Here is a 25,399-nt window from a genome sequence, read left to right as displayed (position 1 = left end):
AATGACATTTAAAAAAGACTTTTTATGGGGCGGTGCCACAGCTGCTAATCAATTGGAAGGTGCCTTTGATGTGGATGGAAAAGGACTTTCGGTCGCAGATGCGATGCCAGGTGGGAAAGAACGCTTAGGAATTCTCAATTCACCAGACTTTGACTGGACCATTGATGAAGACAAATATGTTTATCCCAACCACAAAGGGATTGATCATTACCATCATTTTAAAGAAGATATCGCCTTGTTCGCCGAGATGGGTTTTAAAGCTTATCGCTTTTCTGTAGCTTGGTCCCGCATCTTTCCGAAGGGAAACGAAAGTGAACCTAATGAAGCCGGTCTTAAATTCTACGACCAATTGATTGACGAATGTTTGAAATACAATATCGAACCTGTAGTCACAATTTCTCACTATGAAATGCCGCTTCATCTTGCTAAAGCATATGGTGGATGGAAAAATCGGGAATTGATTGAGTTCTATGTTCGTTATGCCAAAGTTTTGTTGGAGCGTTATCAAGACAAAGTGAAATACTGGATGACTTTCAATGAAATTAACTCTGCAACTTTCTTTGCGGCTCTGGGTCAAGGTTTAGTACCTTCAAATGGTGGAGATGATAAAAAGAATGTCTTCCAAGCTTGGCATAATCAATTTGTTGCAAGTGCATTAACTGTAGAATTTGGACATGCCTTAAACAAAGATTTACACATCGGTTGTATGAGTATTTATTCGACAACTTATGCTTTTGATGCCAATCCAATCAATCAGATAGCTGCTCAACAAAGTATTCAAGAATTCAATTACTTCTGTAATGATGTTCAAGTGCGAGGGGAGTATCCTGTCTTTACACATCGACTTCATAAAAAATATGGTATTAAAAAAGAAGACTTAGAGATAACGAAAGAAGATTTGGAAACTTTGAAAAAAGGAACAGTCGATTACATCGGTTTTAGTTACTATATGTCAACTGTAGAATCGAAAACCCAAGAAGGAGTTGAAGCAAGTGGGAATATGGTACTCGGGGGTGTAAAAAATCCGTTTCTTAAAGAAAGTGAATGGGGTTGGGCCGTTGATCCTGATGGATTACGTTATGCCTTAAATGATCTTTATGGACGATATCAGGTTCCACTCTTTATAGTAGAAAATGGCTTAGGAGCTATCGATAAAGTCGAAGCTGATGGCAGCATTCAAGATGATTACCGTATCGATTATTTACGCAGACACATTATCGCCATGGAAGAAGCAGTTGAAGATGGTGTGGACTTGATGGGCTATACACCTTGGGGCTGTATTGACCTTGTTTCTGCCTCAACTGGAGAAATGAGCAAACGTTATGGCTTCATTTATGTGGATTTGGATGATGAAATTCATGGTACAGGAAAACGTTCGAAGAAAAAATCCTTTGATTGGTATAAAGAAGTCATTGCATCAAACGGTCAAAGACTTTGAAATAAAAAACCACTTTAAGTGGTTTTTTTATTGAGAGCTTTATTAACAGGAGGTTTCCAAGTATCCTCTAGAAAATGACGGACAATCTGACTGAAATTTGTGGGACGAAAATAGAAACTCAGATGGCTTCCCCAAGGGATAATAAAAAACTGACTGTTAGGAATATGCTTTGCAATATCATGCGCATGGGCAGTTTTAACCACATCAAACTGGCCATTGATGACAAGTGTGGGAGCAGTGATATTTTCTAGTTCATCCATATTTTGAAGCACATCTTCTAAAAGAAGTTGCAAAGCAGGTGAAGGTCTACGCAGTAAATGTGCACAAATGTTTAGTGATTTTACTGTGAAGCGTACCAAGCTATAAAGTCCAGCATAGGTGGAATTGCCAGCGTTAAGGATTAAGCGATGTATGCGCGTAGGGTACTTGCTGGCTAGAAGCATTGCAATATTTGCGCCATCGCTGAAACCAAGCAGATTGATAGACTGGAGATCTTCAGCTTGCATCACTTCAAGTACATCCTCCATTAAACGATTAAAACTAAGTTTTTTTCCGTTAAAAAGACTTTTTCCATGACCGCGTGTGTCGATTGAAATGCAAGTATAATCACTTTTTAGCCTTTTGATAAGTGGCTTAAAGATATTACTATTTTGTGAGTTGCCGTGTAACAGTAAAAGTGCAGGTCCTTTACCTTCAACTTTATAGTAAATTTTCACCTTATCACTTGTAATAATATATTTTTCCATTAGTTTGTCCTTGATGTTAGTATAGCAGATTAGCTTGGGAAATGGGGGCTTGTAAAATAAATGAAATAACTGTAAAATAATCGCTCATATTGGTTGAGTGAAATAATAATTTTTGTTAGAATAAAGTGACCAATCGTTTTATTAAAAAAAGATTATAAAACCAAGATTTTTTGATTGACTTGAGGAGATAAAATTAACAATGGCTGAAAAAAAATATAAACATATGAAGGTAAAGGAGCGTAAAGCTCTACCAAAGGTCACTCTAAGTGCAGCGGCAGTATTAGGCGTCGCTGCTTTTGGTGCGAATGCTCATGCGGATAGTACAACAACTGTTTCATCAGATTTCAAAGTGGTAACGAATGTAGATACTGTGACTCAGAACTCAGAGGTAAACAAGATTGAAGCTGGGGATGATGGGCAGTTGAGCAGTAGTAATTCAGAAAACTCAACGGATTCAACAAATCCAACGGACTCAGTTGACCCAACGGATCCAGTAGATCCAACGGACCCGGTTGACCCAACAGATCCAGTAGATCCTACAGACCCAGTTGACCCAACGGACCCAGTAGATCCTACAGACCCGGTTGACCCAACGGATCCAGTTGACCCAACGGATCCAGTAGATCCTACAGACCCAGTTGACCCAACAGATCCTGGTAAACCTGTGAACCCTTCTAAACCAAAACCAGAAAAGCCGAAACCATCTAAGCCAAAGCCTTCTAAACCAAAACCATCAACGCCAAAACCTAGTACTCCGGCACCGGCGCCTACACCAGCTCCATCTGCACCTAACTATAATTATGTGGCACCCGTTTATTCTGGAGCAAATTATACAGCACAGGATGCGGTAACGACTTATAAACAGGCAAGTACAGATGGCGATTTGAAATTCAATAAAACAAATATTGCAGTACCTCCATTGACAAAAATTAACAACACAACTGTTGAAGATTTTATCAAAAGTATTGCTCCTCGAATTTCACAACTTGCAGGACAAAATAATCTGTATGCTTCTTTAATTATTGCACAAGCTATTTTGGAGTCAGGCTACGGACATAGTAATGTCGCATCTATCTACCACAATTTGTTTAATATCATTGGTGCATTTAATGGACAGTCCGTAACAATTTCTTCGGGAACTTATCGGGCCTATGATAATTTTGACCAATCCCTTGTAGATTACATCAACTTGATGTTGCATGGGACAACTTGGAACAGCAAGATTTATGCTGGAAGCTGGAAGGTCAATAGTGACAGTGTTGAGGATGCAGCACGTTCATTGCAAGGAATTTTTGCTACGGATCCGGAGTATGCCGCTAAGCTCATTCAAATTATTAAAGAATACAACTTGACTCAGTATGACGATATTGAAAACTTGTCAGATGAGTTTAAAAATCTCGATGCTCCTGCAAGTCCATTATTGGAAAAAATGCCGACTGACTTGAAATTCCCAGAATATGATGGCAAACAATATCCAGGTGCCTCAAGCTATGCTTGGGGAAATTGTACACAATATGTGTATAACCGTATCTTCCAATTGGGTGGAAAAATTGGCCAATTCATGGGTAATGGTGGCGTTTGGGGTTCAAACGGTGCCGCACAAGGTTATTACACAACGACTATTCCACAAGTGGGTTATGCGGTAAGTTTCCCGCCGGGTGTAGCTGGAGCTTCTGCTGAGTATGGTCACGTTGCTTTTGTGGAAAAAGTAAATAAGGATGGTTCAATCCTTGTTTCCGAAATGAATGTTAAAGGCCTCAATGTTGTGGATTATCGTACGATATCTGCAAGCGATGCAAGTTTATCCACATATATTCAACCTAAAAAATAAAAAAACGGTTCGTAAGAGCCTTTTTTTGTTCTTTTTAAAAAAAGTTAAAGAAAAAAATCAGTCCAAAGACTGAGATTATCCACAATAAAGTATGGGATAATTTAAATATAGAGATTGACAGATCTCAGTTCTATAACAGGAGGAACAAAAATGAATAAAAAAGATAGAATTATGGACTTGATGCGTCGGGGAATTATCACCGAAGATGAAGCTTTGGAATTGCTTGATAAATCAAATCCTATGGCTGAAGAAGGCCAAAGCGAAAATAAAGAAAAATTTAATTATACAGATACAGAGGGATTTGTTAACCACGAGGTTGACTTTATGGACTCCTTCAAAGGTATCATGGACCAAATCGTGTCAAAAGGAAAAGTAGTGTTCAAAGATGCTTCGAAAGCAATCGATGACAATATCGACTTCTCTAAAGGCTTTCCAAAAGTAAAATCAACAGTAAAAACTGTGGAAAAAGATATTGAAGGCGACTTTCATTCCGTTAATTTAGACATTAAGGCAGGTAAAATTTCCGTTTATCCTGGTGAAAATGCTCATGTAAAAGCTGAATACAGAATTTACGGTGCAGTGGATCAAGAAAAAATTGATGAATATCTGGCTGAAAAAACAAAACTCGAAGTTAACGACGGCGTTTTAGAGATTACGACATCTGATAGCTTGCGTACAGCTGTTAATTTGGAACTTTACTTACCTGAAAAAGTGTATGAAACTTTTGATTTCAAGTTTGCACATGGGGATATTAAAGTAGAAAAAATAGCAGTGGATAACTTAGAGATTGATCAAGTCAATGGTGAAGTTGAACTTGTGGAAACAACCAACAAAGACATTAACGTAACTATTAAAAATGGTGAAATTAAAGTTTTAGATGGTTCAACAAATGTTTTGAAGTTGAATTCAGTCAATGGTAACATTCGAGTTACATCAGCTTTTGAAGATGGAGATGTCAACTTGGTTAATGGGAATATTCTCTTGACACAAAACCAAGATACACCAAGAAAATTAATGGTGAAAAATGTCAATGGTGATGTGAAACTTTCTGTACCAGAATATCTCGGTCTTGTTGGACATGTGCGTACAGTCTTTGGTGGCTATAAAACACGTTTGAACTTGGATAATCCTTTTGAAGCAAGTCGTAACGGTGCGGCAGTCGTTCGTACTGGTCCAGATACTTTAACCTTTGAACTCGAAACAAAATCAGGAACAATCTGGCTTAAAGATATTGACTAAGCAGAAATCCTTCCAAACTTTTTAGAAAGGAAAACATATGTCTAAAAGACAACTTACAAAATCATCGAGTAACCGTATGCTGACGGGGACCATAGCTGGCGTAGGCGAGTATTTTGGCTTAAGTCGTGATATAATTACACTAATGCGTATTTTGTATGTGTTCTTCGCTTTAGGAAGTTTTGGAACACTTGCACTTGTATATATCGTAGCGAGTTGGCTAATACCTAGCCCTCATTAATCATTCGAAGGACAGCTTCTAGAAAGGAAAGAAAATGTCTCAAAAACAATTAACAAAATCACCAAACAATCGAATGTTGACGGGTACGATTGCAGGTATCTGTGAATACTTTGGTTGGAGCCCTGATATCATTACTTTTGTACGGATCTTGTATGTCCTCTTAGCTTTCGGAAGTTGGGGAAGTCTTATTCCTGTATACTTTATTGCTAGTTGGATTATTCCAAGTGCTGGAAGTAATGCTGGGAGACAAAACTACCGCAGAACAAATGAAGAAAACTGGTCAAGCTATGCGGACCGTTGGCAAAGCAAATCTTCATCTCACTCATCTGGCCGTAAGATGAAAGAGGCTGAACCAGTTGAAGATGAGAAAAAAGATGACTGGTCAGATTTTTAAAAAATAATAATTCCGAATTTCCTAAACTCCTAATAATATAAATGAAAAAATTAAAACTGGACGTCCATCACGTCCAGTTTTTTAGCGAGATTTCACCGCTTGAGAGAGTTTTTATCTGACCATCTTCAAGGTGAACAATGAGTTGACCAGATGGTGTTAAGTCTACTGCGGTACCTCTATATAAGACTTTATTTTCCTCAAATTCTACTGTTTTCCCAAGAATGAAGGAATGAGTTTTATAAATTTCAAAGAAGTCTCTTTTAGAGAGCTGATGAAATTCTGACCAGATTTTGGCAACAAGCTCAGAGCGTGTTATTGTAGGAGTTTCTGTAAATAATGAGCCGGCTTTGTGAGCGATTGCTTCAGGAAATGTTGAAATATGAAAATTTATTCCGATGCCCAAGGCGACCTGCAAACTCGTATCTGGTTGGACTTGGGCCTCTGCGAGAATCCCTACAATTTTTTTATGATTGAGATAAATATCGTTGACCCATTTAATATCTACTTTCTTTGTGGTCAGTGTTTCAATTGCTGAAACGACAGCTGCAGCGGCAAGCAGTGTGTAATTAGGCAGAGTTCCCAAAGATCCGACAGGCTTTAAGAGGAGTGTCATATAGATACCTCCTTCAGGACTGGCATAGTATTCCCGCCCAAAACGGCCATAAATACCTGTTTGCTTTTCAGACATATATAAAGTGTTGGCTTGACCATCAGCTTTAGCATCCAACTGTGTTGAGATGGATTCATCAAGGATTTTAACGTCGTTTAACCAAGGATTAGCATCTAAAATAATTTTTTTATCTAAAGGATTTTTCATTTAGGCAAAGTATATCAAAAATTCTCTTTTTGTGCTAAAATAAAGGAGTTACAATTTCCGATGGCGGGAGAGAACTCTCCAAGTGAGCAATCACTACCATTAAGCCTGTAACCGAAAAATACTTAAGAAGTAGGGGAAATAAAGAATGTCAGAAAAACGTCTATTCACATCAGAATCAGTTTCAGAAGGACATCCAGATAAGGTTGCTGACCAAATCTCGGATGCTATCCTTGATGCCATTGTGGCACAAGACCCAGATGCACACGTAGCCTGTGAAACAGTAGTTTACACAGGTACAGTTAATGTATTTGGGGAGATATCAACATCAGCTTATGTTGATATTGCTGGAGTGGTTCGTGAGACAATCAAAAATATTGGCTATACAGACAGTGAAAATGGATTTGACTACAAATCAGTCGGTGTCCATGTTTCACTTGTAGAGCAGTCACCAGATATTGCCCAAGGGGTAAACGAAGCAGAAGAAGTTCGTGGTAAAGATGGAAAAATCATTGATCCACTCGATCTTATCGGTGCTGGTGACCAAGGGATGATGTTTGGTTATGCAACCAACGAAACAGAAGAATATATGCCACTTGCGATTTCACTTAGCCATAAGCTAGTGAAAAAATTAGCAGACTTACGTAAGTCAGGTGATATCAGTTACCTTCGTCCAGATGCAAAATCACAAGTTACAGTAGAATATGATGAAGCAGGACAAGTTAAGCGTGTAGATACAGTGGTTATTTCAACACAACACGCAGCTGAAGCTACTAATGAAGAAATTCACCGAGATGTCATTGAAAAAGTAATCAAGGAAGTTATTCCGGAAAATCTTCTTGATGATGAAACAAAATACTTTATTAATCCAACAGGTCGCTTTGTTATTGGTGGACCTCAAGGGGATTCTGGGTTGACTGGCCGTAAAATAATCGTAGACACTTATGGTGGGTACGCACCTCACGGTGGTGGTGCTTTCTCAGGTAAAGATGCCACAAAAGTTGACCGTTCAGCTTCATACGCAGCACGTTATGTTGCCAAAAATATTGTTGCTGCCGGTTTGGCAGATAAAGCTCAAGTCCAATTGTCTTATGCGATTGGTGTAGCTACACCAACCTCTGTAAATATTGAAACCTTTGGTACTGGAAAAGTTTCTGACGACATCTTATTGGCAGCTATCCGTGAAAACTTTGATTTGCGTCCGGCTGGTATCATCGAAATGCTAGATTTGCTCCGCCCAATTTATGGACAAACAGCCGCTTATGGTCATTTTGGTCGTACAGACATTGATCTTCCATGGGAACGTTTAGACAAGGTTGAAACACTTAAAGAATTGCTTTAAACAACAAAACTGTGTTATTATGCACAGTTTTTTTATTTTATAAAAATGCTATAAAGGACGTTATTACGCAGTTACTTTACTGGTTTTACTAATCATAATCTTTCATCTTTCAGTCTGCAGGATATCATGCTTTTAAAATCAAAATGTCAAAAAGTTGAAAGCGGTAAAATACTTAATTGAAACATATCCTAAAAAATGGTAAAATATAAGGAGTGTTTCTCTGCAAACACATATGAATTATAATCAAGCTATCTGCCTTATTGAACCGCGATAAGGCAGGTATGAATAAAAGGAGACAAATGAACGTCATATCACTCGTTCTGCTTGTCTTGTTGATTGTATTGGTTATTGCCTTTATTTTTTATGCCCAAAATATTAAGAAAAACAAGCAAGATGCTGAGAGTCTTTTTATGCAGGCAGAAAACAAGGCAAATGAGATAACGGCAAATGCACAGCGTGATGCTGCTCTTGTAAGAAAAGAAGCGGAGATCCTGAGGGACGAAGCAGAAGCATTCAAGAAAGAAGCACGCTTTAACCTTCGTGAAGAAGAACAAAAGCAACGCCGTGAAATCGAAGATGAATTTAAGCAAGATCGTAAGGAGTTAAAAGAAACTGAACAACGCCTAAAACAACGTGAAGAAGTTCTAGACCGTAAGGATGATAAACTTACAAATAAAGAACGTAGCTTAGACTCTAAAGAGGAAGCGCTCTCTAAAAAAACTGATACACTCAATAAACGTGAGCAAGAACTTTTAGAAATTGAAGAAAAGAAACAAGAAGAATTAGAACGTATCGCTGCTTTAACAAAAGATGAAGCGAAAGAAATCATTCTTAGTGAAACCCGTGATGGTTTAACCAAAGAAATGGCACAGCTGATACGTTCAAGTGAAGAAAAAGCACATGCTGAAGCTGATAAACGTGCGAAAAACATTGTTTCACTTGCAATCCAACGTGTCTCTAGTGATTCGGTTGCTGAACAAACGGTATCAGTAGTTACTTTACCAGATGATGGCATGAAGGGACGGATTATCGGACGTGAAGGTCGGAATATCCGCACCTTTGAAGCCTTGACGGGTATTGACGTAATTATTGATGATACTCCAGAAGCTGTTGTATTATCTGGCTTTGATCCGATTAGACGTGAGATTGCACGAATGACCTTGGAGCAACTGGTTCAAGATGGTCGTATTCACCCTGCACGTATTGAGGAACTTGTTGAGAAAAATCGCAAAGCATTGGATCACAAGATGCGCGAGTATGGCGAACAAGCTGCCTTTGAAGTGGGAGCACATAACCTCCATCCAGATTTAATGAAAATCATGGGGCGCTTGCATTTCCGTACTTCTTATGGTCAAAATGTTCTTGACCATTCAGTTGAGGTGGCAAATGTTGCTGGGAACCTTGCTGGAGAGATGGGCGAAAATGTGAGTCTTGCAAAACGTGCCGGCTTCTTACATGATATCGGTAAAGCTCTGGATCATGAAGTTGAAGGTAGCCACGTCGAGATTGGTACAGAACTTGCACGTAAGTACAAGGAAAATCCAATCGTTATTAATACTATTGCGAGTCACCATGGAGATACTGAACCAAACAGTAATATTGCTACTTTGGTTGCTGCAGCTGATGCTTTAAGTGCAGCACGTCCTGGGGCACGTCGTGAGTCGATTGAAAATTATATTAAACGACTGCGTGATTTGGAAAATATCTCAACAAGTTTTGACGGTGTTGAAAGTGCCTTTGCATTACAGGCAGGACGCGAAGTTCGTGTCATGGTTAAGCCAGAAAAGCTTACAGATGATCAAATTGTAATTCTTGCACGAGATGTGAAAAATCGTATTGAAGACGAGATGGATTATCCAGGAAATATTAAAGTTACAGTTATTCGTGAAACACGGGCTATTGACTATGCAAAATAAAAAGTACTCCCAGCAGTACTTTTTTATTTTGAAGAAGAATAAAAAAGTTATGTTACAATTGAGTTAATTAAAGTTACTTTGTGTTACGCGAAGTGGATATATAAGCCCAACTTTGCTAGAATAGATTGTAAACAATAAGTGAGGTTAAAAAGATGCCCGAACGTGGTTTATTAATTGTCTTTTCTGGTCCTTCGGGAGTAGGAAAAGGTACTGTCCGTGCGAAAATTTTTGAAAATGAAAATAACTTTGATTACTCTGTATCAATGACAACACGTGCACAACGCCCTGGTGAAGTAGATGGAAAAGATTATTATTTCCGCACACGTGAAGAGTTTGAAGAAATGATACGTAAAGGTGAGATGTTAGAGTATGCTGAATATGTCGGCAATTACTACGGTACACCTTTAACCTATGTCAATCAAACTTTAGATGAAGGTAAGGATGTATTTCTTGAAATCGAAGTGCAAGGAGCCTTGCAAGTTAAGGAGAAAGTACCAGATGGTGTATTTGTCTTCTTGACGCCCCCGGATTTGGAGGAGCTACGTGGTCGACTTGTTGGCCGTGGTACTGATAGTGCAGAAGTAATCAATAACCGGATGATGAAAGCAAAAGAAGAAATTCGCTTGATGAGTGAATACGACTATGCTGTTGTCAATGATAAGGTTGAACTTGCTGCAGAACGTGTCATCAAGATTATTGAGGCAGAACATTATCGTGTCGATCGTGTAATGGAGCGTTATGCACATATGATTGAGAAGTTAGACGAAGACGGTAAAAATTAAAAACAAGAGGCTTGAGATTTTAGCTGAAAGACGCTTAGGTTGTTTTAAATAAGAAGAACCCATTGGTGACTGAGATCCAATGCAACAGCGTACAGAAAAGAAAAGAGGAAACTGATATGATGTTAGAACCTTCAATTGACAAATTACTCCAACACGTGGATTCAAAATATTCACTCGTGGTTTTAGAAGCCAAACGTGCTCATGAATTACGTGATGGTGAACGTCCTACAATGGAATTTAAATCTGTTAAACGTACATTACAAGCCTTGGAAGAAATCGCGGCAGGAACAGTAACGATTCACCCTTCGCCAGATGCTAAACGTGAAACATTGAAAGAAAAACGTGAATTAGAACGTCTTCAACAAAAAATGGCTGAAAAACTTATCCGCGAACAAATCGCGAAAGAAGAAGCCGAAGAAGAAGCAAAACAAAAAGGTAATCGTGCAGCTAAAGCAGCTGCAGCTGCAGCTGAATAAGAAATGGTACAAGCTTTCAAAGATTTATTTTATATAGAAAATCTTTGGAAGTTTTTCTTTATCCCAAATTCAGAGTTGACATTCGGTTAGCTCTTTTTGCTATAATTAAATTACTATATTTAGATACAGAAGAAGTAAGCAGAGGAGAAAAATGTTCAAAAAAACAGCACGAATTATTGTAGACGTTCCTCTGATGCAGACAGACAAACCGTTCTCCTATGCTATTCCTACAGAATTGCAAGAGTTGATTGAGCCAGGAATGCGCGTTCATGTTCCCTTTGGTAAAGGCAATCGGCTGGTTCAAGGAATTATTATTGAAAGTGTAGATGAGGAAGAAGAGGGACTCAAAGAAATAGCGGAGCTGCTCGACTTAGAGCCTGTTTTGACAAAGGAACAACTCCGCTTGGCAGATGAAATGCGCCATACTGTCTTTTCTTACAAAATTTCTTGCCTGAAAGCCATGTTGCCTAATTTATTGAATTCAAGCTATGATAAGATTTTGACTAATCAAGAAGGCATTCAAACCAAATGGAGCGCGCTTAGTGAAAGTCAAAAAGTCCGAGCATTAAAAGATGTCAAGTCAGGAAAGTTATCCGTTAACTACTCTGCAAAGTCAAAAGAAAATAAGAAAACAGAAAAGTATTTAAAGGCTAATGCTAAATTGGCCACCTTTGAGATTGGCAAAGCGGCCAAAAAAAGAGCAGAATTGAAAGATTATCTTTTAAACCAAGAAGCAAGTGTGCGTCAAAAAGACTTACCATTTTCTTCGGCTATCATCAAGTATTTTATAGAAAATGAACTTGTTGAAGTGACTGAAAAAGAGATTTCAAGAACAGCGACTGTTTTTGAAGCTGTCGTTCCTGATAAAGCAAAAGTTTTGAATCATGAGCAGCAACTTGCCTTTGAGGCCATTGTTTCTTCTGCAGAAAAGCCCTTTTTACTGGAAGGAATTACAGGATCAGGAAAGACAGAAATTTATTTACAGGTTATTGAACATTTTTTGGAAAAGGGACAAACTGCAATTATGCTGGTGCCTGAGATTTCTCTAACACCACAAATGTCTAATCGTTTTATTGCGCGCTTTGGGGAAAAAGTTGCGATTATGCATTCGGGACTTTCGGACGGTGAAAAATATGACGAATGGCGTAAGATAAAGGAAGGACGAGCTCAGGTTGTTGTGGGGGCGCGTTCCGCTATCTTCGCACCTTTAGAAAATATTGGGGTTATTATTATTGATGAGGAGCATGAAACAAGCTACAAGCAAGATTCGAGCCCACGTTACCATGCCAGAGATATTGCCTTATTACGTGCACAATATCATCATGCACGGTTAGTTCTAGGTTCAGCGACCCCTAGTCTCGAAAGCCGAGCACGTGCTCAGCGAAATGTTTATCATTTATTGACACTCACACATCGAGCTAATGACCAAGCTTTCCTACCTGAAGTTCAAATCGTAGATATGCGTAATAACCTTAGTGACAAGTCGGCCAATTTCTCAGATATTTTACTACAAAAAATTCGCGAAAAAATTGAGCGAAATGAACAAGTAATCTTGATGCTTAACCGTCGGGGTTATAGTTCTTTTGTGATGTGTAGAGATTGTGGTTTTGTTGTTGAATGCCCGAACTGTGATATTTCTTTGACCCTTCATATGGATACAAAAACTTTGAATTGCCATTATTGTGGTCATCAAGAGGGGATTCCACAAACATGTCCGAGCTGTCAAAGTCGAAAAATACGGTATTATGGCTCAGGTACGCAGAAGGTTCAAGAAGAATTAGAAAAACTTCTACCAGAAATCCGCATTTTACGTATGGATGTAGATACAACAAAAACAAAAAATGCCCATGAGAAAATTTTAAAGAAATTTGGTCATCATGAGGCAGATGTACTTTTAGGAACACAAATGATTGCGAAGGGACTGGATTTTCCTAATGTGACACTGGTCGGTGTGATTAATGCGGACACTGGTTTAAATCTCCCCGATTTTCGAGCAAGTGAGCGCAGTTTTCAGCTGCTCATGCAAGTTGCAGGACGTGCTGGGCGTGCGGATAAAAAAGGTGAAGTTATCATCCAAACATTTAATCCAGGTCACTATGCGGTTAAACTTGTTGCTGATCAAGATTATGAAGCCTTCTACCGTCAAGAGATGTATTACCGGCAACAACTTTCTTATCCGCCCTATTATTTTACGGTTCAGATCTTAGTTAGTCATAAGGATGAGGATACAGTTGCAAAAAAAGCTTATGAGATAGCAAGCATAATTAAGGCCAGTTTATCAGAGAAGGCTAAAATATTAGGACCAACTCCAAAACCTATTGCACGAACACATAATCTTTATCATTATCAGATACTGGTGAAGTATCGTTTTGAGGAGCAACTGGAAGAAGTCTTAAATCAGGTCCTTGATTTAACACAAAAACGTGAAAATAAAGATGTTAGAGTTCTTATCGATAGTGAACCCCAAAGTTTTGTATAAAAATGACAAGCTACTTGTCGTTTTTTTTGTGGAACATTGTCTGAATTTTATCAGGTTTTCATTGCTTACATTTTTAAAGTTAGCACTATATGTTGTGTTGTGTTATAATTAAAAATGCCTTTAGCCACTACATGTTGTGTTTGTGCGTTGGGGCGATTTTGAACAAAAAAAGTGTGTTCATGAGCTCAATGAACCTTTTCAAATAGTATTCTGGGAGTAAGAATACAAAAAGTTAGGAAGGAAAAAATGGCAGTGTTAGTATTAGCTGGAACAATTGGAGCTGGCAAAAGTTCACTTACAGAGATGTTAGCAGAAGAGCTGGGAACAGAGGCGTTCTATGAGAGTGTAGATGATAATGAGGTTTTGCCTCTCTTTTATCAAGATCCACAAAAATATGCCTTCTTGTTGCAAATCTATTTTTTAAATAAGAGATTTGACTCGATTAAAAGAGCACTTTCGCATAACAATAACGTGCTTGATCGTTCAATTTATGAGGACAGTTTGCTTTTTCACCTGAATGCAGATTTGGGACGAGCAACAGAGATTGAAGTAGAGGTTTATGATGCTTTATTGGAAAATATGTTAGAGGAAATCAATACGCTAACTTTTAAAAAGCGCCCTGATTTATTGATTCATGTAAGTGTATCCTTTGAAAAAATGTTGGAACGTATCCAAAAAAGAGGACGCGAATTTGAACAATTGGAATACGATAGTTCATTGTATGGCTATTATCAAGAGTTAAATAAGCGTTACGAAAAATGGTTTGAGGATTTTGATATTTGTCCTAAAATTCAGATTGACGGCGATAAGTATGATTTTGTTGAGGATGAAGAAGCAAAATTGTTTGTCCTTGAACAAATTAAAGATAAACTCGCAGAAATTGAGAAGGAGAACAACAAATGAATCTGACTGTTTTCTTATCGGCTCGTGATGGGAAAAATCCGACACATTTATTACGCAGCAAGAAACTCGGTGAAGCGATAACGCGTTGTGGACATACCTTAGTTTATGGAGGTTCCCAAGAAGGATGTATGGGTGCTGTATCAGATGCGGTACTAGAGAATAAAGGACAAGTTATTGCTGTTTACCCGGATGGGGTTTTACCTTTAGAACCACCTCGCCAAAATGCAACAGAGCTCTATCTGGCCAAAAATATGGATGAACGCAAGCGCAAGTTGATTGATCTGGGCGAAGCATTTATTATTTTGCCTGGAGGATTTGGGACAATGGAAGAAGTTTTTCAACTCTTGACAGAAATGAGTATTGGGCAAACAGCAATTCGCCCAGTTATTTTCATTGATAAAGACTTTTATCTTCCTTTATTTAATATGATTCAACAACAAACCCAAGAAGAAATGTTATCTTTAGAAGTTTTAGAAGCCGTTCATCTTGTTGAAACAACCGAACAAGCAATGGAGTTATTAGGAGATTTAAATTATGAACAAGCCATTTGAACAGGCAGTAAAAGTATATCTTGCAGCACCCTTTTTCAGCGAGAGTCAAATTCAAAAAGTGAAAAAATTAGAAGCAGCACTTGCAAGTAATGAAACAGTAGCGTCTTATTTTAGTCCGATGCGTTGCCAACGTCCAGAAGGATTAGCAGAGGATATTGAGCCATTTACACCAGTGTGGGCAAAAGCTACGATGGAAAACGATGTTAAAGAAGTTGAAGCTGCTGATGTGATTGTTGCCATCTTAGATTATGATGGCCAGGATACTGATTCGGGCACTGCATGGGAATTAGGCTATTCGATTGCGAAAGGCAAACCGACTTTCTTAGTACGTTTTGAGGAAGATGTACCGGGAAATATTATGCTCACAGAGCGAAATACCGCCTTCTTTACCGAAGCTGAGCAAGTAGAAACATATGATTTTATGAAAGCTCAAACTATACCTTATACCGGCAAATATATATAGTTATTATTTATTTTTTATTCACTTCGGGGCGAACAAATAACAAAAAGAGAGGTATTGATTTTCTCTCTTTTTTCTTTTTTATCGTAAAGAAGAGTTATGCTGAGTTGAAAGCCTATAATTAAGGGTATGAAAAGGAATAGGGGGTAAGAAAATGTTATAATAAAGGGCACACATTTTTTATAGGATAAGAAAAAATTTTTTATGAAAAATAAAAGAGGAGGATGAAGAGCACGAGTAACCTGTTCAAGGAAATAATCATAAACTTGAAATATTAAGAAAAAGGTTTAGACAACGTGTTAAAATAATACTATGACAAAAACGAAAATCATATTTATGGGGACACCTCAGTTTTCTCAAACGGTTTTGCAAGGATTAATTGATAGCCAACGTTATGATATTTTAGCTGTGGTGACGCAACCAGATCGTAAGGTGGGACGTAAGCAAGAACTTCGACAAACACCTGTAAAAGAGTTAGCATTGAAAGCTAACTTGAAAATTTTACAACCAGAGAAATTATCTGGTTCGCCTGAAATGGAAGAATTGTTAGCCTTTGGCGCTCAAGGTGCAGGTATTGTAACGGCAGCCTTCGGACAATTTTTGCCGGGGAAATTGCTTGATGCAATGGCTTTTGCGGTAAATGTTCACGCGTCTTTATTGCCTAAATACCGTGGCGGAGCACCTATTCATTATGCAATTATGAATGGCGAAAAAGAAGCAGGCGTGACCATTATGGAGATGGTTAGAAAAATGGATGCAGGCGATATGGTTGCAAAAGCTTCTACTCCGATTTTAGAAGAAGATAATGTAGGTACAATGTTTGAAAAATTAGCTGTTGTCGGTCGTGATCTTCTTCTTGAAACACTCCCTCTCTATGTTGCAGGAGAAATCAAGCCAGAAGCACAGGATGAAACGCAAGCTACTTTTTCTCCAAACATTAGTCCTGAAGAAGAAAAAATAGACTGGACAAAAAATAATCGTCAAATCTTTAATCAGATTCGCGGTATGAATCCTTTCCCTGTGGCACATACCACCTGGAATGAAGGGCGTTTCAAAATCTACAATAGTCGTCCCATTGACACAGACAAACACGGACAGCCTGGCGAAATCATTGACAAAACAAAAAAATTGCTCGTAGTGGCAACAGGTTCTGGTGCCTTAGAACTTTTAGAAGTACAGCCGGCTGGAAAACCCAAAATGGATATTGTTAGTTTCCTCAATGGTTTAGGACAGAAAGTAAATATAGGTGATCAATTTGGCAAGTAATGCAAGACAAGTCGCACTCGATGTGCTTAACGATATTTTTGGGAATGATGCGTATGCGAATATCGCCTTAGATAGAACGTTACGTGAAGTACAACTTTCGGACTTAGATCGTAATTTTGTAACGGCTTTGGTCTATGGTGTAGTGTCCAAGGAAAAACTTTTGGAGTGGTATCTAGAGCCTTTCTTTAAAAAACAACCGAAACCTTGGGCCAAGATGCTTTTGATAATGACTATATATCAAATCCTTTTTATGGATAAAGTGCCAACTTCAGCTGCGGTTGATGAGGCAGTTAAGATAGCTAAACGTAAGGATGGACAGCAAGCAGGAAACTTTATTAATGCTGTTTTACGTAATTTTATGCGGTCAGAACGCCGAAATGAAGAACCAAAAACTTGGGAAATCAAATATTCTATGCCAAAACTTCTTTTGGATAAAATGGTACGTCAGTTTGGTGGGAAACGTACAGGAATGATTTTAGAGAGCTTAGAAAAACCAAGTAAAGCCAGTCTCAGAATAATTGATCCTCAAGTTACTATTCCTGACACAGTTCCTTCAGAACTCTCGCCGGTTGGCCGTGTGGCAGACCATGGTAATTTTGCTCATAGCCAAGCATTTATTGAAGGAAAAATGACCATTCAGGATGAGACAAGTCAGTTGGTAGCCCCACAACTTGATTTAACGGGAAGTGAACGGGTTCTTGATGCCTGTGCTGCCCCAGGAGGTAAAACAACACATATCGCTCAATATCTTGATACAGGACATGTTACAGCCTGTGATTTATACGATCACAAGCTAAAGCTCATTGAAGACAATGCGGAACGTCAAGGCGTGTGGGAAAAAATTACGACAGTCAAAGCCGATGCAACACAATTAGAAGAACGTTTTGCAGATGATGAGGACTTTGACCGCATCTTGGTTGATGCACCGTGTTCGGGTATTGGTTTAATTCGTCGCAAACCTGATATTCGCTATCGTAAAGAAAGCTCTGATTTTCTTAATTTACAGGAAATCCAACTGAGAATATTGGACAGTGCTTCGAAAAAGCTGAAGAAAAATGGTATAATGGTTTACAGTACCTGCACAATTTTTGATGAAGAAAACTTTGAGGTAGTCAATAAGTTCCTTGAGGCTCATCCAGAATTTGAACAGGTTGAAATTTCGCACGAAAAAGAAGATATTGTCACAGACGGTTGTATTTTCATTACACCGGAAATGTACCATACAGATGGTTTCTTTATTGCGAAATTCAGAAAACTTTAATTCTTTTATAAGGAGCAAAAGTGGAATATAGTATTTTATCAGACATTGGTATGAAACGTACTGCCAACCAAGACTTTGCAGGCACTTATGTTAACCGCGCAGGTTATCGTCTTTTTCTTTTAGCAGATGGTATGGGTGGTCACAAAGCAGGCAATGTCGCTAGTAAATTAACCGTAGAGGATTTGGGGAAATTGTGGTCCGAATCATTTTTTGATGATGGCACACCTGTTGCGACAATGGAAACATGGCTTCGCAATCAAATCCGTAATGAAAGTGAAAATATTGCAGATTTAGGTAAACTAGATGAATATCAAGGGATGGGAACAACTCTTGAAGCTTTAGTGATGCAAGAAGGACAAGTCATTTCGGCTCACGTTGGTGACAGTCGTACCTATCTCATTCGTGATGGACAATTGCAAAAAATTACAACAGATCATTCTTTAGTTCAAGAACTTGTTGATGCAGGTCAAATTACTGAAGAGGAAGCTGAAATACACCCTAACAAAAATATCATTACACGTTCTCTTGGCCAGTCAGCCGAAGTACAAGCTGATTTACAAGCTGTTGATGTTCAGCCAGGGGACTATCTGTTGATGAACTCTGATGGTTTGACCAATATGATTTCTGCTGAGGAAATTTTAGAAGTTGTTTATTCTGAGGCTAGTATTGAAGAGAAAACGGAAATACTTGTAGGTCTTGCAAATGAAGCAGGTGGTCATGACAATATCACAGTAATCTTGGTGAAAATTGACGAAGAGTCTGCAGTGGTGAATGAAGATGTGGAGGTTGACTGATGATTCAAATCGGAAAAATCTTTGCAGATCGCTATAAAATCATTAAAGAAGTTGGTCGTGGTGGTATGGCCAATGTTTATCAAGGTGAAGATACATATCTTGATAATCGGCAAGTCGCTATTAAAGTTTTGCGTTCTAATTTTGAAAATGACAATATTGCCATTGCTCGTTTTCAAAGAGAAGCATTCGCAATGGCAGAACTTTCTCACCCCAATATCGTTAGTATTTCTGATGTAGGAGAGTCTGAAAATCAACAATATATCGTAATGGAATATGTTGATGGTATGACTTTAAAGCAATACATCAATGAACACGCCCCTTTATCAAATGATGAGGCAGTGAATATTACTTCAGAAATACTTTCGGCTATGGAATGTGCCCATAACCATGGCATTATTCACCGGGATTTGAAACCGCAAAATGTGTTACTCTCACAAAGTGGTAACGTGAAAGTGACGGACTTCGGTATTGCCAAAGCCTTAACAGAAACGAGTTTAACACAAACGAACACGATGTTTGGTAGTGTTCACTACTTATCGCCAGAACAAGCGCGTGGTGCCAATGCAACGCTTCAGTCAGATATTTATGCTATTGGTATTATCTTGTTTGAGTTGTTGACAGGGCAGATCCCGTTTGATGGCGATTCTGCAGTAGCCATTGCCTTGAAACATTTTCAGGAAAATGTACCCAGCATTATCAACATCAACAAAAATGTACCTCAAGCGTTAGAAAATGTCGTAATCAAAGCAACAGCTAAAGATATCGACAATCGCTATGCGAATGTTGAGGAGATGATGACAGATCTCGCTACGGCTACCAGTTTGGATCGTAAAGGAGAACCGAAGCTTACCTTTGATAAGGATTTAGATGCAACTAAAGCTTTGCCTAGTAAGTTAATTAATCCTTATGATACGAAGCCATTAATTGATCATCCGCAAGCTGAGCAAAAGGATGAAGCTAAAGATAAAGCGTCTGAAGATAAGGCAAAAACAGATTCTGAGCCAAAAAAGAAAAAATCACGCAAAGGCTTAATTGCTTGGATTATCCTTGCCCTTGTACTTATTGCAGGCGGCGTCACAGCTTGGATGATTACAACACCTCAAAATGTTTCTGTTCCTGATGTGACAAATATGACACAGGCAGAAGCAGAAAGTAAACTGAAAGAGAAAAATCTTGCTGTAGGAAATATTATTCCCGAACTAAGTACGACGGTTGAAAAAGACAAAGTAACACGTACGAATCCTGAATCTGGATCAAATGTCCGAAAAAATAGCAAAGTAGATATCTATGTCTCACAAGGTGCAACCGGCTTCAAGATGGACGACTATGTAGGTCAAAAATATGAAGACGTTGTTGACGAGCTTGTTTTGAATAAAAATATCAGTAAGAGCCAAATTAAGGTTAACTACGTGACAAGCTCCGAAGATTCTGGCACTATTGTGAAACAAACGCCAGCTAAAGGAGAGTTTTTCGATCCGACAGGTAACGATCAAATTACATTTGATGTATCCGAAGGCGAGACAGTAATTATGCCTGCGCTTGCTCTTACTTCAGGTGGATTAAGCTCAACATCAGCAATCAGTTACCTCAATCAGCTTGAAAGTCTTGGTGTTCCTACATCCAATATAACTTTTGTTGATGCTAGCACGGCTAGCAAGGTTTCAAGTTCTAACCTCGATGGTTATTATGTAACACAGACCAGCCCTGAATCAGGAAAAGAATTTAATCCTTCAAATACAAAAATTACATTGACAGTGGCTAAAGCTAACAATAGTAATACTGGTGGCAATCAAACGCCAGAAACTACAACTGAAACAACTCCGGAAACAACACCAGAGACGACTCCAGAAACAACACCAGAGACTTCACCAGAACAAGGTAAAGACTCTTCCAACCAAGAAAAAGATTCTTCATCAAACAATGGAGACACGAATAGTACAACGGAACAAGCGTCTTGACACAAAAAAACTTCCAGATATCTGGAAGTTTTTTATATAGTAAAAGAAAAAAACTGCCCAAAGGCATTTTTTTCTGAGTCTTAACGACGAAGACCGAGTGAAGCGATAAGTTCGCGGTAACGTTGAACATCTTTTTCACGAAGGTAAGCAAGAAGGTTACGACGGTGACCGATTTTTTTCATCAATCCACGGTAAGTTGCGTGGTCTTTTTTGTGTGATTTGATGTGGTCGTTAAGGTGGTTGATTTCCCAAGTCAAAACAGCGATTTGAACTTCAGGTGAACCAGTATCGCCTTCAGTACGTGCATATTGCTTGATGATTTCTTGTTTTTTTTCTTTTGAGATTGCCATGAGTTTTTCTCCTTTTTATTTAGTGCTCATACCGAGTAGAGCGCAGGCAAAGCGCAAAACCAAGAATGAGTTGTAAAAAACTACCTACTTATCTTACACTATTTTTAGACTTTTTACAAGCTTATTAGGTAACAAAAGCTGTTTTAGTTTAAGGTATTTTCTTTTTCAATCGTTGCAGTGATTGCATCAATTACTGTGGCTACAAAATGATTTTGTTCTAAAGAAACAACACCGGCAACAGTGGTCCCGCCAGGACTTGAAACTTTATCGACCAAAGTCCAAGGACCTTCACCTGATTCCAAAATCATTTGAGCAGAAGCTGCAACGGTTTCTGCAACGATTTTGGTAGCTTGATCTTTAGGAATACCATGAAGAACACCAGCTCGGCTCAAAGCATCAACAAACATATAGATATATGCAGGACTAGAACCAGCAATCGCTGTGAAAGTAGAAAAATCTTTTTCAGCAACTTCATGAACAGTACCGATGGAAGAGAAGATTTCTTGAGTCAACTGATAGATATCAGAACTTACATACTCATTACGTACAATCGCAGAAGTCGATTTTTGAATTTGTGCGTTAATGTTTGGCATTACGCGAATGATAGGAAAGTCATATGTTTTAGACATGTCTGATAAGGCTTCTAAATCGAAACCGGCTGCGATAGAAATAAGGGTTTTATCTTTCGTAAACAGAGGGGAAATCTCTTCCATGATGTCAGGCAAAATTTGAGGTTTGACAGCCATAACGATAAGATCAGATTGTTCAACGAGCTCACCATGTGAGTGACTAGCAAACACACCCAATTTATCAGCTTGCTCCTGTGTCTTTCTCAAATCACGTCCCGAAATAAGCACGCGGACATTTGACTTATCAAGTCCAGTAATGATAGCAGATGCCATCTTACCGACACCTATAAAACCAATTGTTTTCATTTTATCTCCATTTTCTTTATAGTAGAACTTCCTTCATTTTAGCATATATTTTAGCATATTTATAGAAACAAAGACAATAATTAGAAATACTCTTAGAATGTGATATAATCGATGTATATTCTATTAGAAATTTAACAAGTTTTGGAGGCCATATAAAATGGAAAAATATGCAATTATACTCGCGGCTGGAAAAGGCACGCGCATGAAATCGTCTTTACCAAAAGTTCTTCACAATGTGGCAGGAAAAACAATGCTAGGTCACGTTTTACAAAGTGTGAATCAAGTGGATATGGAAAAACGTATCGTGATTGTTGGGCATGAAGCAGATAAAGTTATTGAAACTCTTCCTAAAGGAACAAACTTTGTGAAACAAGATGAGCAATTAGGAACTGGTCATGCGGTTCGCATTGCCTCAGATTTGCTTGAAAATGAAGAAGGTGCAACTTTGGTTATTGCGGGAGATACACCTTTAATTACAGGCGAAACTTTAGAACAATTATTTGAGTATCATGTGGCGCAAAAAGCTACCGCAACTATTTTAACAGCTATTGCACCAAATCCTACAGGCTATGGACGTATCATCCGCGATGCTGAGGATTGTGTGGAAAAAATTGTGGAGCAAAAAGATGCTTCTGCAGAAGAGCAAGCTATTCAAGAAATTAATACAGGTACTTATATCTTTGATAACAAGGCTTTGTTCTCAGCGCTTGAAAATCTCACAACGGATAACGCACAAGGTGAATACTACTTGACAGATGTTATCGAAATTTTCAAAAAGCAAGGAAAAACTGTTACGGCCCATATTTTAGAAGACTTTGATGAAAGTCTTGGTGTAAACGATCGTGTTGCTTTAGCACAAGCAGAAAAAATTATGCGTCGTCGCATCAACCATCAACATATGGTCAATGGTGTGACACTTATTGATCCAGAAACAACTTATATTGATGCAGATATCGAAATCGGTGAAGAAACGGTCATTGAACCAAATGTACAAATTATGGGTAATACCGTTATTGGTAAGAAAACCTTGATTACAAGTGGAAGCCGCATTGAGAATTCAGAAATTCATTCTCATTGTGAAATCCGTTCGTCATGGATTGAAAGCAGTAAAATGAACATTATGAGTAATGTTGGACCATATGCTCACTTACGCCCAGGAACGGTTCTCAGCGAAAAAGTTCATGTGGGTAACTTTGTTGAAATCAAGGGCTCAACACTCGGTAAAGGAACAAAAGCCGGTCACCTTACTTACATTGGTAATGCAACAGTTGGTGAAAAAGTGAACTTCGGTGCTGGAACAATCACTGTAAATTATGATGGTCAAAATAAATACAATACGGAAATTGATGATTTTGCCTTTATTGGTTCTAACTCAACATTAGTAGCACCACTTCGTGTGGGTAAAAACGCCTTGACTGCTGCCGGCTCAACCATTACTAAGGATGTTGCACCAGAAAGTATCGCAATTGGACGTTCACGTCAAGTTGAAAAGTCAGGTGCTGCACGTCGCTTGCCGCATTTTCGTGGTGAGTAAAATATAAGAAAATAAAGATAACGGAGATAAACATGCGAGAATTTGACGAGAAAAAGTTTGAAGAACCCACTTTGTCTCGTGAGCAAATTTTTCACGGACAAATTTTTCGAGTGGTAAAAGACTTAGTAAGTTTACCAGATGAAACAATGGCAACAAGAGAGCTAGTTTTTCATAATGGTGGTGTTGCTGTTGCACCAATAAGTGGAGATAAGCTTGTATTGGTAGGACAATATCGTAAAGCTTTTGAAAAATTTATTTATGAAGTGCCTGCGGGGAAACTAGAAGCCGATGAGTTGGATGACCCGAAAGCCGCCGCTTTACGTGAATTAGAAGAAGAGACGGGCTACACAGCAGAACAACTTGTCGAAATTACGAGCTTTTATGGTACACCTGGTTTTTCTTCTGAAAAAACATATCTTTATTTCCCTATTGGACTCACGAAGGTTGAAAACCCTCGTCCAAAAGACGAAGGAGAATTTCTTGAAATGATTGAAGTGACGCTTCCGGAAGCTAAGACAATGATTGAAGAAGGGCAAATTTGTGATGCTAAGACAATCATGGCTGTTTGGTACTGGGAGCTGAAAAATCTGAAAAAACAAGGAGATTTAGATGCCTAAACCACTTTTGACAGATGATATCATTGAGGATGCAGAGCGAAAAAGAAGACGTTTAGAGAGAAGTCTCAAAGAAGAATTAGAGCAAGATCGAGAAATATCAGAGAAATACGATAAACTTGAACGTGATTTATCAAAAAATGCGGTTTATAAAAGTCGCCGCATTGAAAATGCCAAGCAGAAAAAACGAAGTAGTCGTGTAAACAAATGGCTCCTTATTACTTCGCTTGTTGTAATTGGGATAGGAATTTTGTTTTTCTGGTACTATTTCTAAATGATATCTATACCTCACATATATGTGGGGTTTTATTTTAAACTTTTATACTATATAATGTACTTACCACAATGAAAGAAAAAGGAGAATAAAAATGAAATTAGGAATTATTTGTGCAATGGAAGAAGAGCTCCGTACTCTTGTAGAAAATCTTGACAATGCAAGTAAGATTACACGTCACGGTTATGTCTTTCATACCGGCTCAATAGGTCGTCATGAGGTTGTACTGGTCCAATCAGGAATAGGTAAAGTGATGTCTGCAATGGCAGTTACTTTGTTGGTTGAAGTTTTTTCCGTTGATGGGATTATTAATACAGGTTCTGCTGGTGCGGTTAATCACGAATTAAAAATAGGCGATGTTGTTGTTGCTGACAAGCTTGCTTATCATGATGTTGATGTTACAGCTTTTGGCTATGCTTTTGGGCAAATGGCGCAACAGCCGCTTTATTTTGAGAGCAGTAAATATTTTGTTTCAGAGCTTAAAAAAGCGATTGAGAATCCTGTTGTTGGTCTGATTACAAGCTCTGACAGCTTTATTTCTAGCGACGGCCGCATTGCTGAAATTAAAAAACACTTTCCAGATGTTTTGGCCGTTGAAATGGAAGGGGCTTCGATTGCCCAAGCAGCAACAGCCTTGAAAAAACCGTTTGTCATTATTCGTGCGATGTCGGATACAGCAAGCCACGATGCAAATGTGAAATTTGATGAATTTATTATTGAAGCTGGTCGCAAATCTGCCCAAACATTAATGAATTTTCTGAACAATATGGAATAAACGATAATTAGCTGACTTTTTCACCAGAA

At 38.4% G+C, this 25,399-nt stretch carries 25 protein-coding genes; 21 read left to right on the top strand and 4 right to left on the bottom strand.

All coding sequences use genetic code 11. The features are described from left to right. Window position 1: 1 nt before the first annotated feature. Window positions 2–1,438 carry a glycoside hydrolase family 1 protein gene (locus BZZ03_RS08035; protein ID WP_086582965.1) on the top strand — a complete coding sequence of 479 codons (1,437 nt, stop codon included), beginning with the start codon at window positions 2–4 and terminating at the stop codon, window positions 1,436–1,438. Between the two features lie 14 nt (window positions 1,439–1,452). On the opposite strand, the gene BZZ03_RS08030 is transcribed toward BZZ03_RS08035, so the two are convergent. Next, window positions 1,453–2,184: an alpha/beta fold hydrolase gene (locus BZZ03_RS08030; protein WP_086582964.1), complete on the bottom strand. Its 732-nt coding sequence runs from the start codon at window positions 2,182–2,184 to the stop codon at window positions 1,453–1,455. A 199-nt stretch (window positions 2,185–2,383) separates the two neighbouring features. On the opposite strand from BZZ03_RS08030, the gene BZZ03_RS08025 reads away from it, so the two are divergent. From BZZ03_RS08025 to BZZ03_RS08010, 4 genes are all read left to right on the top strand, one after another. Then, window positions 2,384–4,015, top strand: a complete 1,632-nt coding sequence (locus BZZ03_RS08025) for a glucosaminidase domain-containing protein (protein WP_086582963.1) — start codon at window positions 2,384–2,386, stop codon at window positions 4,013–4,015. Between the two features lie 150 nt (window positions 4,016–4,165). Beyond that, a complete protein-coding gene (locus BZZ03_RS08020) occupies window positions 4,166–5,254 on the top strand; it encodes a DUF4097 family beta strand repeat-containing protein (protein WP_061414469.1) in 1,089 nt (362 codons plus the stop codon). A 37-nt stretch (window positions 5,255–5,291) separates the two neighbouring features. Beyond that, a complete protein-coding gene (locus tag BZZ03_RS08015; RefSeq protein WP_017369124.1) occupies window positions 5,292–5,492 on the top strand; it encodes a PspC domain-containing protein in 201 nt (66 codons plus the stop codon). Window positions 5,493–5,526: 34 nt separating this feature from the next. Then, window positions 5,527–5,886 carry a PspC domain-containing protein gene (locus tag BZZ03_RS08010; RefSeq protein ID WP_017370547.1) on the top strand — a complete coding sequence of 120 codons (360 nt, stop codon included), beginning with the start codon at window positions 5,527–5,529 and terminating at the stop codon, window positions 5,884–5,886. 67 nt (window positions 5,887–5,953) lie between these two features. On the opposite strand, the gene BZZ03_RS08005 is transcribed toward BZZ03_RS08010, so the two are convergent. Further along, a complete protein-coding gene (locus tag BZZ03_RS08005; protein WP_017370548.1) occupies window positions 5,954–6,703 on the bottom strand; it encodes a biotin--[acetyl-CoA-carboxylase] ligase in 750 nt (249 codons plus the stop codon). Window positions 6,704–6,848: 145 nt separating this feature from the next. Between BZZ03_RS08005 and metK the strand changes: the two genes are divergently transcribed. From metK to pknB, 12 genes are all read left to right on the top strand, one after another. Further along, the gene (metK, locus tag BZZ03_RS08000; RefSeq protein ID WP_086582962.1) at window positions 6,849–8,042 is read left to right on the top strand and encodes a methionine adenosyltransferase; all 1,194 of its coding nucleotides are present in this window, start codon (window positions 6,849–6,851) and stop codon (window positions 8,040–8,042) included. Between the two features lie 299 nt (window positions 8,043–8,341). Then, window positions 8,342–9,958, top strand: a complete 1,617-nt coding sequence (gene rny, locus BZZ03_RS07995; RefSeq protein WP_019294063.1) for a ribonuclease Y — start codon at window positions 8,342–8,344, stop codon at window positions 9,956–9,958. Window positions 9,959–10,110: 152 nt separating this feature from the next. Further along, on the top strand, window positions 10,111–10,740 hold the full coding sequence (gmk, locus tag BZZ03_RS07990) for a guanylate kinase (RefSeq protein WP_017369120.1): 630 nt from the start codon (window positions 10,111–10,113) through the stop codon (window positions 10,738–10,740). Between the two features lie 116 nt (window positions 10,741–10,856). Beyond that, window positions 10,857–11,216 carry a DNA-directed RNA polymerase subunit omega gene (gene rpoZ, locus BZZ03_RS07985; RefSeq protein ID WP_003133436.1) on the top strand — a complete coding sequence of 120 codons (360 nt, stop codon included), beginning with the start codon at window positions 10,857–10,859 and terminating at the stop codon, window positions 11,214–11,216. Between the two features lie 151 nt (window positions 11,217–11,367). Beyond that, window positions 11,368–13,695 (top strand): primosomal protein N', encoded by a 2,328-nt coding sequence (locus BZZ03_RS07980; protein WP_086582961.1) that lies wholly within the window; start codon window positions 11,368–11,370, stop codon window positions 13,693–13,695. Between the two features lie 246 nt (window positions 13,696–13,941). Then, on the top strand, window positions 13,942–14,598 hold the full coding sequence (locus BZZ03_RS07975; protein ID WP_019292455.1) for a deoxynucleoside kinase: 657 nt from the start codon (window positions 13,942–13,944) through the stop codon (window positions 14,596–14,598). Next, window positions 14,595–15,149: an LOG family protein gene (locus tag BZZ03_RS07970; protein WP_017370553.1), complete on the top strand. Its 555-nt coding sequence runs from the start codon at window positions 14,595–14,597 to the stop codon at window positions 15,147–15,149. Before BZZ03_RS07975 ends, BZZ03_RS07970 begins: the two co-directional genes overlap by 4 nt. Beyond that, entirely contained in the window at window positions 15,133–15,612 is a 480-nt protein-coding gene (locus BZZ03_RS07965) for a nucleoside 2-deoxyribosyltransferase (protein ID WP_086582960.1), read from the top strand. Before BZZ03_RS07970 ends, BZZ03_RS07965 begins: the two co-directional genes overlap by 17 nt. 309 nt (window positions 15,613–15,921) lie before the next feature. After that, window positions 15,922–16,875 (top strand): methionyl-tRNA formyltransferase, encoded by a 954-nt coding sequence (fmt, locus tag BZZ03_RS07960; RefSeq protein ID WP_086582959.1) that lies wholly within the window; start codon window positions 15,922–15,924, stop codon window positions 16,873–16,875. Then, window positions 16,865–18,136, top strand: a complete 1,272-nt coding sequence (gene rsmB / locus BZZ03_RS07955) for a 16S rRNA (cytosine(967)-C(5))-methyltransferase RsmB (protein ID WP_017370556.1) — start codon at window positions 16,865–16,867, stop codon at window positions 18,134–18,136. Before fmt ends, rsmB begins: the two co-directional genes overlap by 11 nt. A 20-nt stretch (window positions 18,137–18,156) precedes the next feature. Next, window positions 18,157–18,930, top strand: a complete 774-nt coding sequence (locus tag BZZ03_RS07950; RefSeq protein WP_017370557.1) for a Stp1/IreP family PP2C-type Ser/Thr phosphatase — start codon at window positions 18,157–18,159, stop codon at window positions 18,928–18,930. Further along, window positions 18,930–20,888, top strand: a complete 1,959-nt coding sequence (pknB, locus tag BZZ03_RS07945; protein ID WP_086582958.1) for a Stk1 family PASTA domain-containing Ser/Thr kinase — start codon at window positions 18,930–18,932, stop codon at window positions 20,886–20,888. Before BZZ03_RS07950 ends, pknB begins: the two co-directional genes overlap by 1 nt. 80 nt (window positions 20,889–20,968) lie before the next feature. On the opposite strand, the gene rpsO is transcribed toward pknB, so the two are convergent. Beyond that, window positions 20,969–21,238, bottom strand: coding sequence for a 30S ribosomal protein S15 (rpsO, locus tag BZZ03_RS07940; protein WP_017369110.1), 270 nt, complete (start codon window positions 21,236–21,238; stop codon window positions 20,969–20,971). A 143-nt stretch (window positions 21,239–21,381) separates the two neighbouring features. Next, window positions 21,382–22,173 carry a pyrroline-5-carboxylate reductase gene (gene proC / locus BZZ03_RS07935; protein WP_017370559.1) on the bottom strand — a complete coding sequence of 264 codons (792 nt, stop codon included), beginning with the start codon at window positions 22,171–22,173 and terminating at the stop codon, window positions 21,382–21,384. Window positions 22,174–22,330: 157 nt separating this feature from the next. Between proC and glmU the strand changes: the two genes are divergently transcribed. From glmU to BZZ03_RS07915, 4 genes are all read left to right on the top strand, one after another. Continuing rightward, window positions 22,331–23,707, top strand: a complete 1,377-nt coding sequence (gene glmU / locus BZZ03_RS07930) for a bifunctional UDP-N-acetylglucosamine diphosphorylase/glucosamine-1-phosphate N-acetyltransferase GlmU (RefSeq protein WP_017370560.1) — start codon at window positions 22,331–22,333, stop codon at window positions 23,705–23,707. 32 nt (window positions 23,708–23,739) lie between these two features. Continuing rightward, window positions 23,740–24,324 carry an NUDIX hydrolase gene (locus BZZ03_RS07925; RefSeq protein WP_017370561.1) on the top strand — a complete coding sequence of 195 codons (585 nt, stop codon included), beginning with the start codon at window positions 23,740–23,742 and terminating at the stop codon, window positions 24,322–24,324. Continuing rightward, on the top strand, window positions 24,317–24,595 hold the full coding sequence (gene macP, locus BZZ03_RS07920; RefSeq protein WP_003133453.1) for a cell wall synthase accessory phosphoprotein MacP: 279 nt from the start codon (window positions 24,317–24,319) through the stop codon (window positions 24,593–24,595). Before BZZ03_RS07925 ends, macP begins: the two co-directional genes overlap by 8 nt. Before the next feature lie 94 nt (window positions 24,596–24,689). Continuing rightward, window positions 24,690–25,370, top strand: coding sequence for a 5'-methylthioadenosine/adenosylhomocysteine nucleosidase (locus BZZ03_RS07915; RefSeq protein ID WP_061414501.1), 681 nt, complete (start codon window positions 24,690–24,692; stop codon window positions 25,368–25,370). The last annotated feature ends 29 nt before the right edge of the window (window positions 25,371–25,399 follow it).

Origin of the sequence: Lactococcus petauri (assembly GCF_002154895.1) — a bacterium.
GTDB classification, from domain to species: domain Bacteria; phylum Bacillota; class Bacilli; order Lactobacillales; family Streptococcaceae; genus Lactococcus; species Lactococcus petauri.
Note: the sequence above shows the minus strand (reverse complement) of the source record. Positions and strands in the feature narration are given on the sequence as shown.

What these genes read in the sequence shown, in the direction of transcription:
- BZZ03_RS07925 (WP_017370561.1), top strand. Translation starts at nt 23,740, where the DNA reads ATGCGAGAATTTGACGAGAAAAAGTTTGAAGAACCCACTTTGTCTCGT.
- rpsO (WP_017369110.1), bottom strand. Translation starts at nt 21,238, where the DNA reads ATGGCAATCTCAAAAGAAAAAAAACAAGAAATCATCAAGCAATATGCA.
- BZZ03_RS08025 (WP_086582963.1), top strand. Translation starts at nt 2,384, where the DNA reads ATGGCTGAAAAAAAATATAAACATATGAAGGTAAAGGAGCGTAAAGCT.
- glmU (WP_017370560.1), top strand. Translation starts at nt 22,331, where the DNA reads ATGGAAAAATATGCAATTATACTCGCGGCTGGAAAAGGCACGCGCATG.
- pknB (WP_086582958.1), top strand. Translation starts at nt 18,930, where the DNA reads ATGATTCAAATCGGAAAAATCTTTGCAGATCGCTATAAAATCATTAAA.
- proC (WP_017370559.1), bottom strand. Translation starts at nt 22,173, where the DNA reads ATGAAAACAATTGGTTTTATAGGTGTCGGTAAGATGGCATCTGCTATC.
- BZZ03_RS07915 (WP_061414501.1), top strand. Translation starts at nt 24,690, where the DNA reads ATGAAATTAGGAATTATTTGTGCAATGGAAGAAGAGCTCCGTACTCTT.
- BZZ03_RS08035 (WP_086582965.1), top strand. Translation starts at nt 2, where the DNA reads ATGACATTTAAAAAAGACTTTTTATGGGGCGGTGCCACAGCTGCTAAT.
- metK (WP_086582962.1), top strand. Translation starts at nt 6,849, where the DNA reads ATGTCAGAAAAACGTCTATTCACATCAGAATCAGTTTCAGAAGGACAT.
- BZZ03_RS07965 (WP_086582960.1), top strand. Translation starts at nt 15,133, where the DNA reads ATGAACAAGCCATTTGAACAGGCAGTAAAAGTATATCTTGCAGCACCC.
- fmt (WP_086582959.1), top strand. Translation starts at nt 15,922, where the DNA reads ATGACAAAAACGAAAATCATATTTATGGGGACACCTCAGTTTTCTCAA.
- BZZ03_RS08015 (WP_017369124.1), top strand. Translation starts at nt 5,292, where the DNA reads ATGTCTAAAAGACAACTTACAAAATCATCGAGTAACCGTATGCTGACG.
- BZZ03_RS08010 (WP_017370547.1), top strand. Translation starts at nt 5,527, where the DNA reads ATGTCTCAAAAACAATTAACAAAATCACCAAACAATCGAATGTTGACG.
- BZZ03_RS07980 (WP_086582961.1), top strand. Translation starts at nt 11,368, where the DNA reads ATGTTCAAAAAAACAGCACGAATTATTGTAGACGTTCCTCTGATGCAG.
- BZZ03_RS08030 (WP_086582964.1), bottom strand. Translation starts at nt 2,184, where the DNA reads ATGGAAAAATATATTATTACAAGTGATAAGGTGAAAATTTACTATAAA.
- BZZ03_RS07970 (WP_017370553.1), top strand. Translation starts at nt 14,595, where the DNA reads ATGAATCTGACTGTTTTCTTATCGGCTCGTGATGGGAAAAATCCGACA.
- BZZ03_RS08020 (WP_061414469.1), top strand. Translation starts at nt 4,166, where the DNA reads ATGAATAAAAAAGATAGAATTATGGACTTGATGCGTCGGGGAATTATC.
- macP (WP_003133453.1), top strand. Translation starts at nt 24,317, where the DNA reads ATGCCTAAACCACTTTTGACAGATGATATCATTGAGGATGCAGAGCGA.
- BZZ03_RS08005 (WP_017370548.1), bottom strand. Translation starts at nt 6,703, where the DNA reads ATGAAAAATCCTTTAGATAAAAAAATTATTTTAGATGCTAATCCTTGG.
- gmk (WP_017369120.1), top strand. Translation starts at nt 10,111, where the DNA reads ATGCCCGAACGTGGTTTATTAATTGTCTTTTCTGGTCCTTCGGGAGTA.
- rpoZ (WP_003133436.1), top strand. Translation starts at nt 10,857, where the DNA reads ATGATGTTAGAACCTTCAATTGACAAATTACTCCAACACGTGGATTCA.
- rny (WP_019294063.1), top strand. Translation starts at nt 8,342, where the DNA reads ATGAACGTCATATCACTCGTTCTGCTTGTCTTGTTGATTGTATTGGTT.
- BZZ03_RS07975 (WP_019292455.1), top strand. Translation starts at nt 13,942, where the DNA reads ATGGCAGTGTTAGTATTAGCTGGAACAATTGGAGCTGGCAAAAGTTCA.